Genomic DNA, 14,538 nt, shown 5'->3' with positions numbered 1-14,538 from the left:
CATTACTAAATCGGCCTAAGGTAACTTAGGCCGATTTTTATTTATTCAATTAATCGACACTGTAGATAACACCTATGGCAATAATACTTAATCATTTTGCGGGGCTAAACGTGTGACTATCTGCGGGGTTTTACAGGCGACCCCAGGCTAAAAGCCCACTAAATATAATATTGCTCAAGGTGGTATTAAATTTTTTAACCGCTGTTTAAGTTAATGACTGGTATAGCCAGTAATAATATTGGCTAAATTACACCGTAAACACTATCTAAAAGTAATTTGTATGATATATACTATTATTTTAAAATCACTGACTGCAATTTGATGCAGTAAGCGGCGAGTAAGCACACATATGATGTACTCGCGTATTAAACTCATCTTCATTAAAGAGGACAGGAGAATCATGGCTGATATTAAACCATTCTTTCGATTAGACAGCGCAAACAGCACCGTTATTTTCGACTGCCAGAGCAAAACCCCAGCGTTACTTTATTTTGGTAAGCGCCTATCTGAGCAAACAACTGAAACAATGCTAACTCAGCTTGCGACTCGTCAGGAAGTAAAATGTGCCGTGGTTGAAGAAGCACCTATTTCTCTTTCTCCGCTATTAGGTGAAGGCTTTACAGGCGCGCCAGGGCTAGAGCTGTCAAACGACACCATAGCTTGGTCAGTTGGGCCTGCTCTTCAAGATGTTCGTCAGCCAACCCCTTCTAGCTTAGAGTTTGTAAGTGTTGATGAGTTGCGTGGTATTGAAGTAGTGCACAGCATCACACTTGATAGCAACACCGATGTGCTAAGTGCGCATACCGTATTAACTAACTTAAGTGATGCACCGCTAAGCGTTAATTTTTGCGCCGCACCTACGTTCCAACTACCCGATAGCATGAACAAACTAGTGAGCTTTGAAGGACGTTGGTCTAACGAATTTCAACGCCAATTGGTTGATTTAGTATTGGGCAGCTTTGTACGCGAAAACCGCAAAGGTAAAACATCGCACGACGTATTCCCTGGCTTATTAGTTCATAGCGAAGGCGCAGGCGAGCAACAAGGCGAGTGTTATGGCTTTCATTTAGGTTGGAGCGGTAACAACAAGCTACGCGCTGAGCTACTACCAGAAGGGCGCCGCTATGTGCAAATGGGTGAGTTATTATTACCGGGCGAGCTAACTCTTGCTAAAGGCCAAACGTATCAAAGCCCAAGTATTTATGGCTCGTTTTCGAGCGATGGCTTTAGTGCACTGTCGCGTAATTTTCATCGCTTTGTTAAAGCTAACTTACTTAGCCAGGCGCAGCGCGAAAAAACACGCCCAGTACATTACAACACGTGGGAAGGCATTTACTTCGATCACGATGTAGACACGCTAAAGCAGTTAGCCGATAAAGTAGCGCCATTAGGTATCGAGCGTTTTGTACTTGACGACGGTTGGTTTAAAGGTCGCCGTGGTGATTATGCAGGCCTAGGTGATTGGACCGTAGATTATGAAATATACCCAGACGGCCTATCGCCAGTGATTGACCATGTAAACAGCTTAGGCATGGAGTTTGGTATTTGGTTTGAACCTGAAATGGTAAACCCAGATAGTGACTTATACCGCGCTCATCCTGATTGGGTATTAGGCTCAGAAAATAACGAGCAACTTAGCTTTAGAAACCAGCTAGTGCTTGATTTAACGCGCACTGAGGTTGTTGAATACCTATACAAAGCGATTGATGACATTTTAGTTGAATACCCAACAATTAAGTACATTAAATGGGATATGAACCGCGATATAAACCACGCGGGTAACTTCTCAGGCAAGCCTGCGGTGCATCAGCAAACACTGGCACTGTATCGCTTAATCGACCGCATTAAAGCGGCGCACCCTGGCCTTGAAATAGAAAGCTGTTCGTCAGGTGGTGCCCGTGTAGATTATGGTGTGCTTGCACACACAGACCGTGTATGGACGTCAGATTCTAACGATGCACTTGACCGTCTTGAAATTCAACGCGGCTGTTCGTTCTTCTTCCCATCGTCGGTTATGGGTGCACACGTAGGCCCTCGTGATTGTCATATCACAGGTCGTAATGTCAGTATTGAAATGCGTGCTGCGGTATCTATGTTTGGCCACATGGGTATTGAAATGGACCCACGCGAGCTGACCGATCACGAATACAATGCGCTTAAAGCGGCTATTGCGCTGCACAAAGAGCACCGTGAATTTATTCATGCTGCCGATTTGTACCGCCTCGATAGCGACGATTTATCAATTAACTTTGGTTTAATCGACGAGCAAAAATCAAAAGCGTTATTTGCGTATAACAGTGTACGCGAAACACCGCGCACTGCGCCTAATAAGCTTCGTTTTGTTGGTTTAGATGCAGATACGCAGTACACACTTAATTTAGTGTGGCCTGTTAAATTTGAAGAATACCGACCTTCGTCTATTGCCGCTGTTAACGGGCAAACTTTTACGGGTGAAGCGTTGATGGAATTTGGCCTACAAATGCCAATTTCATTCCCGCAAACATCGCTTATTTTTGAGCTTAACAAAGCTTAAAATATAGCAAGCAGTAAAAAGGGAGCTAATTAGCTCCCTTTTTTAATAATGTTTTTTAGGCTATTAGTCGAGTTTAGACTCAATCAACTCAAGCGCTTCTTCTAAAATGGTTTCTACTGCTTTTTTAGCGCGCTCTGGATTGCGCGATTTAATCGTATCTAAAATATCAGCATGCTTTGCAACGTCGGCCCCGGGCACACCTTTAATGTGGTTGGTGTAACGAATACTTACGCGCAGCGCGGTGCTAATAAATTCAGTGAGCTGTACAAAAAAGCGGTTATTACTAGCTACTAAAATACTGGTATGAAAGGCAATATCGGCTTCAAGCGGATCGTCTAAACCTTGGTCTGCATCGGCCATGCGGGCAAGTGCGTTGTCTATTTCAGCAAGTTGTTCGGCGCTGGCATTTTCAGCTGCTAGGGCAGCGGCTTGTGGCTCAAGTGCGACACGTACTTGCGTAAACTCTTTTAATAAAGAAAGCGACGGTTTACTGCTTAAAATCCAGCGCAGTACATCTGTGTCAAACATATTCCAGCTGCTTTCTGGCAGTACGCGGATCCCTTGCTTAGGGCGAGAAGATATTAAGCCCTTAGCAGAGAGCATTTTTACAGCTTCGCGTGTTGCACTGCGGCTCACATCGTATTTTACGCATAGGTCAGCTTCTGAGGGCAGACCTTCGTTAACTGGGTAAACGCCACGCACAATTGCAAAGCCTAAATCATGGGTTAATTGTTGTGTTAAATTTTGACGAGGTTGGCTTTTCATTGAGCGTTATCCGAATGAGTTATTGCTTTATTATATATCATATATCATATTAATGTACGAAAGGATATGTTATAAACTTTGTTAAAGGCAAGTATTTTAACACAGCTGTAACAGTAATCCTCTTTAGCAAATAATTATAAATATTGAGAGGGGCAGTCTGTATTATGGAGAAACGCATTTGAATAATCACGCTCACTACCCCAGTATTTCTGGCAAAGTTGTTTTTATTACCGGGGGTGCTTCAGGCATTGGCCGTGCAATGGTAAAGGCGTTTGCCGCTCAAGCTGCCAAAATTGCCTTTATAGATATTAATAACGAGGCTGCTCAATCTCTTATAGCCTCACTGCCTAATGCTAAATTGTGGTTTAGACAGGTTGATGTAACTGACTCAAATGCTTTACAGCAATCTTTGGTAGATGCATGTGCTGAACTAGGCGCTATTAATGTACTGGTAAACAATGTAGCCAATGACCGCCGCCAAGCCAGTGAAGACGTTACAGTACAAGATTGGGATCAATGCCTACAAATTAACTTAAATCCGGCATTTTTTGCCTCGCAAGTGGCTATGTCTTTTATGAAAAGCGAAGGCGCGGGGAGCATTATTAATTTTAGCTCTATCAATGCCATCATGGGGCAGCCACAAATGGCGGGTTACGTAACGGCAAAGGCCGGTTTAATCGGCATGACTAAAGCACTGGCTCGCGATTATGGTGAATTTGGGATTCGGGTGAATGCTATTTTACCGGGTTGGGTTGCCACCGACCGCCAATTAGCCAGTTGGTTTACCGAGCAAGAGCAAGTGAAGTGGATGGAAGCCATGGCTCTTAAAAAGTTAGTAACCCCTGAAGATGTAGCTAATTTGGCACTTTTTTTAGCTGCCGACGAAAGCAGTATGATCACCGGCCAAGGTATTAAAATTGACGGTGGGAGGCTCTAAGTTGCAGCACTTAAACCTTTTTATAGCCGTAGATTGGGGCACGAGTCATTTGCGCGCCTATTTATGCAGCGTAAATACCACAGGGCAATTAACTTTAATTGCTCAGCGCGACGGCCCAGGTGTGATTAGAGATAAACAAAACTTTGAACATACTTTAATTGGTGTCGTTGCACCATGGACCAGCGAATACGGCGTTTTACCTATTTATATGGCAGGGCAAATCACCTCAAGTATTGGCTGGAAAGAAACCCCTTATTTAGCGTGCCCCATAAACCCCGAAAGCCTGCTTAGTGGCGCAATTAATTTTGATTGTGCAGGTAACAAAGTCAGTGCTTTGCCTGGTACAAAATGCACATTACAAAACAATTTATTTGATGTAATGCGCGGCGAAGAGCTGCAAATTTTAGGTTTTTTAAAGCAAAACCCGGTCTATCAGCACGGCAACGTACTCATTTGTTTACCCGGTACCCATACTAAATGGGTGCTGTTAAAAGATGGCCAAATCATCTGTTTTAAAACCGCAATGACCGGCGAATTATACGACTTGCTATGTCATCAAAGTGTACTTATTCCTAACGACTGTGAAGCGGGGGAGTTTGATTGGCATGCATTTGAGCAGGGCTGTGAACTCACGTTAGGCAGTGACAGCGGTAATTTGGCACACGGTATTTTTAGTGTCCGTACGCGCCAACTTTCAAAAGAGTTAACACCAGTGCAAGCCAAGGCATACTTGTCGGGCGTGCTTATTGGTAGTGATGTACGCGCTGCACGCCATGCCAGTGAATGGCAATTGGTGAATAATTCTAAAGTGGTCGTTATTGGCACAGAGCAACTAAATGCCTGCTTTACTCATGCGTTAAATTGCATTGGTGTGCAATGTTTAGAGTTTGACGTGAAAGAGGCTACGTTAAGTGGTTTTAACTACTTATTTAATAGTAATAAAATCAAGTAATATAAAAAGCCCCCAATATTGATTGTGCAATTATTGGGGGCTAGTTCTTAAATTAAGTAAGGATTAAAGCTGCTGTTAAGCTGTTTTAGCCGCTTGGCTTTGCGTAATATAATGATTAAGCGTTGCCACTTGTGCTTCATTAAAGCGCAGCCCTAGTTTACTTCTGCGCCATAAAATATTGTAAGCGTTACCCGCCCATTCTTCATTTAGTAAGTAATCGACTTCTGCTGCAAATAAGCCATGACCAAAATCTTGGCCTAAATCACTGAGCTGGGTTGCACTGCCTAAAATTAGTTTTGCACGAGTCCCGTAGGTACGTACAAAGCGTTTAAGAGTGATTTCTGGTAACCAACTATAAGCCGCTTTAAGCTCATTGGTCAGCGCTTCTACCGAGCTAAAATCGCCACCAGGTAAGGCGCTGTGTTTGGTCCACGCTTCACTCATTTGCGGGTAAAATTCTTCAAGCTTATTCACTGCAGCTTCGGCAAGTTTACGGTAGGTGGTAATTTTGCCACCAAACACACTTAACAGTGGTGTGTGTTTGCCTTCACTTGAAAGCTCTAACTTGTAATCACGCGTTACTTTTTGTGCATTCACTGATTCGTCATCAAGCAGTGGGCGCACACCTGAAAAGGTATGTACTATGTCTTCGCGTTTAATGTGGTTTTTAAAGTAGCTGTTAGTAATATCGATTAAGTAATCGATTTCTTCATCACTAATTTTTACATCTTGCGCTGCGCCTTTGTGTTCAACATCGGTGGTGCCTACTAGCGAGTAGTCATCTTCAAACGGTATAACAAACACAATGCGCTGATCTTTATTTTGTAAAATGTAGGCTTGTTTTTCATCGTGAATACGCGGCACCACAATATGGCTGCCTTTAACAAGGCGAATATTTTGTGGTGACTTTTCTATCAGTGCTTCGTCAAATAATTTTGCAACCCACGGGCCTGCTGCATTAACAATACCTTTGGCTTTAATAGTCTGTTGCGCCTTAGTTTGTTGTTGCTCAAGCGTTACCTGCCATTGGTTATCGATGCGTTTTGCACTTACGCACTTGGTTTGCGTAGCAATGGTTGCGCCTTTGTTTTGGGCAGCTAAGGCGTTTAAAATTACCAATCGTGAATCATCAACCCAGCCATCTGAGTATTCAAACCCTTTTGTAATTGAAGGTTCTAATACGCTGTTTTCACCAAACTTGATGCCACGCGAGCCAGCAAGTGTTTCGCGCTTAGCTAGGTTGTCGTACATAAATAAGCCAATACGGATCATCCATGCTGGGCGTAGGTGCGATTGGTGCGGTAGCCTAAAGGTAAGCGGCCACATAATATGCGGGGCATTTTTAAGCAACACTTCGCGCTCAGCCAAGGCTTCTTTTACTAATCTAAATTCGTAATGTTCAAGGTAGCGTAAACCGCCGTGGATCAGCTTAGAACTATTTGAAGACGTTGCACTGGCAAGGTCTGATTGTTCACACAATAGAACTTTTAATCCTCTGCCTGCTGCATCAGCTGCTATTCCAGTGCCGTTTACACCGCCACCGACGACGAGTAGGTCGTATTCGTTATCTGCTAATTCCACCGAGCTAACCTTTTTATTTGTAATATAAATAAGACATATAGCATCATAAAGCTGCGGCCCTTATTTGACAATAGATAACCGCGCTTTTTGCTTGTTAATTTTTAATCCTGATCTTTTTAAAACATACAGCGTACAACGCGCCATTTAAGCGCTGTTGCCGGTGTTTTGTAAGCCGCTAATTTTAATTAGCGGCTGGGCGTATTACGCTTGTTTGCTATCGTCACTAGAGAGACAAACTTGCGCTACACAGTGCTGCCACTTTGCGTATAAATCGTTACGTTCGTCAGCGCTCATTGTTGGCTCAAAACGACGGTCGCAGGTCCACATTTTTGCTAATTGCTCAGTTGACTCATACACACCGGTTTGTAAGCCTGCTAAGTATGCTACGCCTAAAGAGGTGGTTTCGGTCACTGTTGGGCGCTCTACCGTTGCGCCTAAAATGTTTGATAAAAAGGTCAGTACCCAGTTATTTTTAACCATACCGCCATCTACCCGTAACACGCTTGGGCGTAAGCCATCACGCTCCATTGCTTTTTGTAAGTCTTTGGTTTGATACCCAACCGATTGCAGCGCAGCAGCAACAATGGTGCTAATGCCCGAGTCGCGGGTTAAACCTAAAATAGCGCCACGCGCATTTGGGTCCCAGTAGGGCGCGCCTAAACCTGTAAACGAAGGCACTAAAAATACCCCATGATCAAGCGGTACATCTTTTACTAACGATTCGCTCTCTCCGGCATGGCTTAATAGTTTTAAGCCTTCAACAATCCACTGCATCGTGGCGCCTGCCATAAAAATGCTGCCTTCAATGGCATATGTTGGTTTGCCATTTAGCCTATAAGCCACCGTGGTTAATAAGCGGTTTTCAGAGGTAAGCGCTTTTTCACCGGTATTCAGCATTAAAAAACAGCCCGTACCGTAAGTACTTTTTGCCATACCTTGCTCAAAACATGCGTGGCCAACAAGGGCTGCTTGCTGGTCGCCGGCAATACCACATACGCGTATTGGTGCACCAAAAATATCGTCGCTGGTTGAGCCAAATTCGTCGGCTGAGTCCATCACTTGGGGCAGCATAGATTCAGGAATTTCGAATAAATCGAGTAGTTCTTGATCCCATTGCTGAGTATGAATATTAAATAACATAGTGCGTGATGCATTGGTGGCGTCGGTGCGGTGCTCTTTACCACCGGTTAACTGCCATAGTAAATAGGTATCAACGGTACCAAACGCCAGTTCACCTGCAAGGGCTTGTTCGCGTGCGCCTTCAACGTTGTCTAAAATCCAGCGTACTTTAGTGGCCGAAAAATACGGGTCTAGCAGTAAGCCGGTTTTATCGCTTATGGTTTGGCAAAGCTCGTCAGTGCTTAGGCTTTCGCAGTAATCGCTGGTGCGGCGGTCTTGCCACACAATGGCGTTATAAATAGGTTTGCCGGTTTTTTTGTTCCACACTAAAGTGGTTTCACGTTGGTTGGTGATACCAATGGCAATAATTTCTTCAGGCTTAACGTTTTTATCTGCTAATACTTCGCGGCTGGTACTTAGCACGGTTTGCCAAATATCGTTAGGGTCGTGTTCTACCCAACCATTTTGCGGAAAATGCTGCGAAAATTCTTGTTGTGCTGAGCCAAAAACGTCTGCATCTTTTGTAAACAAGATGGCCCGAGAGCTTGTGGTTCCTTGATCAATTGAGAGTATGTATTTTGACATGATATTTGTGTTATTTATCTTATCTTATATATGACTAGATTGCCTTTAACTTACATTAATGGCAATGATTTTTTCTTAAAATAGCCGTTTAAAAAATAAGCACGCTGTTTTTATTTGCTAACTCTTTTAAATAACAGGTGTTTTATAGCAGCATTATTTTAAGTGCGTATGCGGCTAAATATAAAAATAGCCGCCAAAGTTTGTGTTACTTGGTGCGCGGTTTAGCTTGTTGCCAATCCATACCAGTAGAAAAACGATTATCAAACCCATGCCATGCTGGCAGTGGCTTACCATTAACCACAGCTTGGTCGCCATTTTGTGGTAAGTCTAGGTATTCACATTGACTGGTAATGCCTTTTACGTGGCAGTCCATCATAGCAAGTACAAAGTGTTTGTTGGTCTCGTTTAGGGTGCGCATTGACCACGATGGCTCGTAGTAATGGCCTATATCTAATTCGCTGCTACGTTTGGCAATAGCAGGAGCAGGGTGCGGCGCAATATTATGGCGCGCATTTTTGTAAGTAAGCAGGTACTTGTCGGTGCTGCCCGTTTGGTTATATAGGTTTTTAATGCCTTCATAACCGGATATATCATCTAAGCTACCCGCGATATAAAGCGAAGGCACTTTAATGTTTTGCATAGCACTGGCATTAAATAAGTTATGTTGCCCGCCCCAAGGCGCAAAGGCCACCATAGCTTTAATACGCGAATCGACTTGTGGGTTTTTATATTGCCCACCTGCACAGCTATTGAGTAATTGCTGCACTTGTTTAATTTGTGCAGGGTCTTTCATACCGGTAAACATTGCAGTGGTTTGCTCGTTAAAGTCATAACAGCCACCAATTGTATTAACCGCGCCAAAACCACCCATAGAGTAACCAATTATGCCTGCTTTTTTGTTATCTACTTGCTTGCTGGCAAAGTTGTTTTGTTCGTTAAAGTAGTTAAGTACAAATTGTTGATCGCGTGATCGGTTAATAAGGGTACTAAAAAAGCCCGAAAACGGCGCATTTTTAAAATCAACATCTGCATTGGTTGAGTCGGTATGATCTATGGCTGCCACAATGTACCCGTGCGATGCTAAATGTTCGCCCAAGTAATACATAATTGTACGATAGCCGGTATAACCGTGTGAGAGCACAATAACAGGGTAGTGCTCTTTGTTATTAATGGCTACATCGCGCATGGCATCGGCTTGTAAGGTAAAGGCTTTACCTGTACGGGTTATGTCGCTGTAGCTGGTTAAGGGTGCGTTTGCACTGTTTGCTGCTGGGTACCACACTTCTACTTTTAAAGGGCGATCTCTTTTCCCTTGGGTTGCAGGGTCAAACTGCGCGGGATTTACTAAATCAAGCGTTTGTACGCCAACGCTGTAACTACCTTTAGCAGCAAGCTCAGGAAGTACTTCGCTGGTTAAAGGTGGGTAGAGTTGCTCAGGCGTTTTTTGATCTGCAAAAACAGTACTTGCTGTTAAGCAGCCCGTTGCTAGCAGCAAGGCTTTTGAAAGTGCCTTTAACGTGTGTGTGGTTGTCATTGTGTATCCTTGTTGTGTGTATTTTTTATTATTAATCTAGCTGATGGGCTTCAACGCTATCGCTGTATTTAAGCTGCCACTGCGCCCGAAGCGTATCCATTATGTGCATTACCCGCAGGCTTGTGCTGAGCGGTAATACATTGCTTTGTGTTTGTTGTTGTAAAATACATTCGCTAACGTGAGCAATTTCAAATTTAAAGTTTTCATCGTCATTAAAGCTAAAATCAAACTGCTGCATTTGCTGGGCGTTTAAATGAAGCTCTAGCGACTGTGCACCAACAAATTCAGCAATGCGAATATACCCGTGCTCCCCTAAAATACAGGCTTCGGTAGGGCCATTTTGTTGTAATGCGCTACTAAGCTGCGCAAATTGCCCTTGGCCGTAATTTATAAGGGTTACACTGCGCTCATCTACGCCGGTCGTGCTTTTGTGTACTAATGATTTAATTTGTTCAGGGGCTTTATTAAATACCACATCGGCAATCGATATAGGGTAAATACCTAAATCAAGCAATGCGCCACCTGCAGTCGCAGGGCTCATTAAACGGTGTGAGTCAGCAAAGTTGCCCGCTAGGCTAAAGTTGGCATTCACACTGTGTACTTTGCCTATTACGCCCTCGTTTAATAGCTGCTGCAGTTTTACTATGGCAGGTAAAAAGCGCATCCATACACCCTCCATTAAAAAGCAGTTTTGTTGCTCGGCTAACTGGCTAAGGGTTGTGAGTTGCTGTGCATTAACAGTAATGGGCTTTTCGCTGAGTACATGCTTATCGTGCACTAAGCATTGCGCAATAGTTTTAAAGTGTTGCTCGTGGGTATTAGCAATATATATGGCGTCAATGTGTGGGCATTGCATAAGGGCCTGGTAGCTCTCATAGCCTTTAACTGAATAGTGTGTGGCAAATTCTTTTGCGCGTTGCTCGCTGGTCGATGCAGCGCCAATAAGCTGTGCATTAGCGCAATGCGCAATGCTTTTAGCAAAGGTGTGAGCAATATTGCCACACCCAATAATACCCCAATTAACCTTTGCCATGCTTATTCCTTAATGATGTTTAAAAAGACGTAATTTGTAATCCTGAACCTGCTGAACATACGTAAATGTCGGCATTTAAATTAAAACGCTCAAAGTAGTGCTGCTCAACCGCTGCTTTGATAAGTGGTACTTCTGCATCACGGCATAAACACACAATCGCACCGCCAAAACCGCCGCCGGTCATACGTACTGCACCACGTTCGCCCATCGCTTCTTTACAAATTTCTACTAGGCCGTCGGTTGCTGGTACGGTTACTTCAAAGTAATGCTTAAGCGATTGGTGCGATGCCGCCATTAGCTCGCGCAGCGTATCAATGTCGTTATTTTGCAGCGCTTTAGTTGCTGCAATTACACGCTCGTTTTCGCTAATTACATGGTGTGCACGTTTGTATTCGTTTTCGCTTAGTGCATCTTTAGTTGCTTCAAGCGTGTCCATGGTGGCTTTACGAAGCGTGGCTACATTCATTTTTGCAGCTGCTTGCTCACAGTCAACACGACGTTGGTTGTACTCGCTATCTACCAATTTACGTGGGTAGTTAGAGTTAACAATAACAATGTTTAAATCATCGGGTACTTTTACTGATTCAGTCGCTAGGTTTTCACAGTCAATTAAAAGGGCATGGCCGTTTTCACCTTTTGCCGAAATAAGCTGATCCATAATGCCCGATTGGCAATGCATAAAGTCGTTTTCGGCTTCTTGGCCTAGTAAGGCAATTTTTTCTTCGCTTAAACCAAGCTGTGCAATATGGTTAAACATACCACCAACAGCCACTTCTAATGCCGCCGATGACGATAAGCCACTGCCTTGCGGTAAGTTACTGTCAATAAGTAAATCGGCGCCGCGTAAAGTATGGCCCGCGCGCTTTAAAACAAATGACACGGCACGGATATAGTTACCCCATTGCGATTGCCCTTCGCTGATGTCTTCATCAACACTAAAGCAATCTTTTTCGCCTGGGTAATTTAACGAATGCACAGTAATGATGTTGTCGTCGCGCTCTTTAAACATAACTTGAGTACGAAACTCTAACGAGCACGGAAATACAAAGCCGTCGTTATAATCGGTAAATTCGCCAATTAGGTTTACACGCCCAGGTGCTGCAGCAATACCTTGAGCAGGCGCACCGTACAGTGATAAAAATTGTTGTTGAAAATCGTTAAGCGTCATCTGTGTGTCCTGCTGTTTTTTTATAGTGTGTGGTACTGGCTGCTTGTAAAATAGAGGCAGCTGTTTCTGCGCTTAAATCGCGCTGGCTTTCACCTAGCATTTCGTAACCAACCATGTGTTTTTTAACGGTGGCAGAGCGAAGTAGCGGCGGGTAAAAATGGGCATGTAACCGCCAATGTTGCTCATCTGAGCCACGATTAGCCGGTGCATTGTGCCACCCCATAGAATACGGGAAGCTACAATTAAATACGTTGTCGTATTTAGTGGTTAATACTTTAAGCGCTTGTGCTAGGGCGTCTGTTTGCGCATCGTTTAGCTGGCTAAAGTTTTGAATGTTATCTTTAGTTACAAGCAGTGTTTCAAACGGCCATGCAGCCCAAAATGGCACCACAACAAGCCAGTGCTCGTTTTCAAATACGACGCGGGTTTTATCTGTTTGCTCTTTTTGCACGTAATCGGCAAGCATCGCGCTGCCATGCTTTTTAAAATAGGCAAGCTGCTGCGTATCTTCGGCTTCTATTTCGGTTGATAAATGCGCATGTGCCCATACTTGGCCGTGTGGATGAGGTTGCGAGCAACCCATGATCTCGCCTTTATTTTCAAACACCTGAACACACTCATAGTGTTGTGCAAGTTCTGTGTAGTTGTCTTTCCAGGTTTTTACTACTTCGTGTAGGGCATCGTGCTCAAGCTCTGGCAGTGTTTTGTTATGCTCTGGCGAAAAACAAATCACACGGCATTCGCCGCTTGCTTCATCAGCAATAAATAAATCGCTGTCTGACTCTAATCTTTGTGATTGCTCGCTCTCATTAGGGGTAAGTGCGCCAAAGTCATTTCTAAATACATGGGTGTATTTGTAATCTGGGTTGCTGTCGCCATTTGCACGGGTGTTGCCTGGGCAAAGTGGGCAGCTTTCATCGTGTTTTGGTAATATGCTTTCGTTTACTGCTTCTGTAGCACCTAACCACGGGCGGTTATTACGATGCGGTGATACTAATACCCAGCGCCCCGTTAGCGGGTTTTTACGTCTGTGAGTACTTTCTAATAAAGCCATGTTAACTCTCCAACCCACTAGGGTAATTAGTTTGCCAGCGCCATGTATCGTTGGTCATGTCGCTCAATGTTAGTTCTGCGTGCCAGTTAAGGGTGGTTTGCGCTTTTGTGGCATCGGCGTAATTACAGGCAATATCGCCTGCACGGCGCGGTGCAATTTTATACGGAATATCTTTATTGGCTGATGCGCTAAATGCTTTGATCATATCAAGCACCGAATAACCTTGGCCGGTGCCTAGGTTGTATGCATGAAAGGCGGTATCTGTTTTATGTTGCATAAAGGCCGCTACATGGCCCTTAGCTAAATCTAAAACGTGAATATAGTCGCGCACGCCGGTGCCATCTTTGGTGTCGTAGTCGTCACCAAAAATATTAACCACTTCGCGTTTACCTACCGCAGTTTGAGCAATAAAGGGCATTAAGTTATTTGGGATACCATTTGGGCTTTCGCCTAATAAGCCGCTTGGGTGTGCACCAACTGGGTTAAAGTAGCGAAGAGCAATGCCCATAAATTGGCTGTTGGCATTACATACGTCTTGCATGGCTTGTTCAACCATAACTTTACTCCAACCGTAAGGGTTAGTAGCGCGTATAGGGTGTTTTTCATCAATAGGTAGGTAGTCTGGCTCGCCGTATACAGTGGCCGATGAGCTAAATATTATGTGGTTAACGCCTACCTCTTGCATGTTTTGTAGCATGCTTAATGTACCCGACACATTGTTTTGGTAATAACGCAGTGGTTGCTCGGTTGATTCACCTACGGCTTTAAGTGCTGCAAAGTGAAATACAGCCTCAGCTTGGCTGTGTTTAAGGGCAAGTTTAAACTGCTGCTCGTCTTGAATATCACCTAAAATAAACTCAAAACGGGTGCCGGTAATTTTTTCGAGTTGATCAAGCACATGGGGGCTTGCGTTAGATAAGTTGTCGTAAATAACTGGGGTAATGCCTGCCTCATGAAGGGCAATACATGTGTGGCTACCTATATAACCCATACCGCCTGTAACTAAAACTTTCATGTGTTTTCTCGAAAAGTGTATTTATATGATAAATACTACTATTAAGGTAATTTAAAAACAATAGTTATGATTGCCCGTTATTTCAAATAAACGCTTAAAATTTACCCAAGCAAAGGCACAATGGCTATACCTACTTAATAAGGGCGCATAGGTTTATCAATTAATTCTATAAACTGATTCTACTGAGCCACTAATTATTAGTCGCTAAAAGTGGTGGTATTATTAATAAATAGCAGTGAGCTAATGCGTGTGTAATTTGTCG

11 protein-coding genes are annotated in these 14,538 nt (G+C 43.7%); 3 read left to right on the top strand and 8 right to left on the bottom strand.

From position 1 onward, the window contains the following. The first annotated feature begins 400 nt into the window (after nt 1–400). On the top strand, nt 401–2,533 hold the full coding sequence (locus CWC04_RS14435; protein WP_138685765.1) for an alpha-galactosidase: 2,133 nt from the start codon (nt 401–403) through the stop codon (nt 2,531–2,533). A gap of 63 nt (nt 2,534–2,596) precedes the next feature. On the opposite strand, the gene CWC04_RS14430 is transcribed toward CWC04_RS14435, so the two are convergent. Further along, entirely contained in the window at nt 2,597–3,298 is a 702-nt protein-coding gene (locus CWC04_RS14430; RefSeq protein ID WP_004588172.1) for a FadR/GntR family transcriptional regulator, read from the bottom strand. A gap of 178 nt (nt 3,299–3,476) precedes the next feature. Between CWC04_RS14430 and CWC04_RS14425 the strand changes: the two genes are divergently transcribed. Continuing rightward, nucleotides 3,477–4,235: an SDR family NAD(P)-dependent oxidoreductase gene (locus tag CWC04_RS14425; protein WP_024032022.1), complete on the top strand. Its 759-nt coding sequence runs from the start codon at nt 3,477–3,479 to the stop codon at nt 4,233–4,235. A 1-nt stretch (nt 4,236) separates the two neighbouring features. Further along, the gene (locus CWC04_RS14420) at nt 4,237–5,187 is read left to right on the top strand and encodes a 2-dehydro-3-deoxygalactonokinase (RefSeq protein WP_138685764.1); all 951 of its coding nucleotides are present in this window, start codon (nt 4,237–4,239) and stop codon (nt 5,185–5,187) included. A gap of 75 nt (nt 5,188–5,262) precedes the next feature. On the opposite strand, the gene glpD is transcribed toward CWC04_RS14420, so the two are convergent. The 7 genes from glpD to galE all read right to left on the bottom strand — a co-directional run bounded on the left by glpD (nt 5,263) and on the right by galE (nt 14,276). Beyond that, a complete protein-coding gene (glpD, locus tag CWC04_RS14415) occupies nt 5,263–6,768 on the bottom strand; it encodes a glycerol-3-phosphate dehydrogenase (protein WP_096041020.1) in 1,506 nt (501 codons plus the stop codon). Nucleotides 6,769–6,969: 201 nt separating this feature from the next. Beyond that, a complete protein-coding gene (glpK, locus tag CWC04_RS14410) occupies nt 6,970–8,472 on the bottom strand; it encodes a glycerol kinase GlpK (RefSeq protein ID WP_039972273.1) in 1,503 nt (500 codons plus the stop codon). A 205-nt stretch (nt 8,473–8,677) separates the two neighbouring features. Then, the gene (locus CWC04_RS14405) at nt 8,678–10,006 is read right to left on the bottom strand and encodes an alpha/beta hydrolase family protein (protein WP_138685763.1); all 1,329 of its coding nucleotides are present in this window, start codon (nt 10,004–10,006) and stop codon (nt 8,678–8,680) included. 31 nt (nt 10,007–10,037) lie between these two features. Further along, complete coding sequence (locus CWC04_RS14400; protein WP_138685762.1) at nt 10,038–11,039, bottom strand: Gfo/Idh/MocA family protein; 1,002 nt, start codon at nt 11,037–11,039, stop codon at nt 10,038–10,040. Between the two features lie 19 nt (nt 11,040–11,058). Next, nucleotides 11,059–12,207: a galactokinase gene (gene galK / locus CWC04_RS14395; RefSeq protein ID WP_138685761.1), complete on the bottom strand. Its 1,149-nt coding sequence runs from the start codon at nt 12,205–12,207 to the stop codon at nt 11,059–11,061. Then, entirely contained in the window at nt 12,197–13,261 is a 1,065-nt protein-coding gene (locus tag CWC04_RS14390) for a UDP-glucose--hexose-1-phosphate uridylyltransferase (protein ID WP_138685760.1), read from the bottom strand. Before CWC04_RS14390 ends, galK begins: the two co-directional genes overlap by 11 nt. A 1-nt stretch (nt 13,262) precedes the next feature. Continuing rightward, complete coding sequence (gene galE / locus CWC04_RS14385) at nt 13,263–14,276, bottom strand: UDP-glucose 4-epimerase GalE (protein WP_138685759.1); 1,014 nt, start codon at nt 14,274–14,276, stop codon at nt 13,263–13,265. Nucleotides 14,277–14,538: the final 262 nt, after the last annotated feature.

The sequence above is a fragment of the Pseudoalteromonas sp. S2893 genome, from assembly GCF_005887105.1.
Classification (GTDB): Bacteria; Pseudomonadota; Gammaproteobacteria; order Enterobacterales; family Alteromonadaceae; genus Pseudoalteromonas; species Pseudoalteromonas atlantica.
Note: the sequence above shows the minus strand (reverse complement) of the source record. Positions and strands in the feature narration are given on the sequence as shown.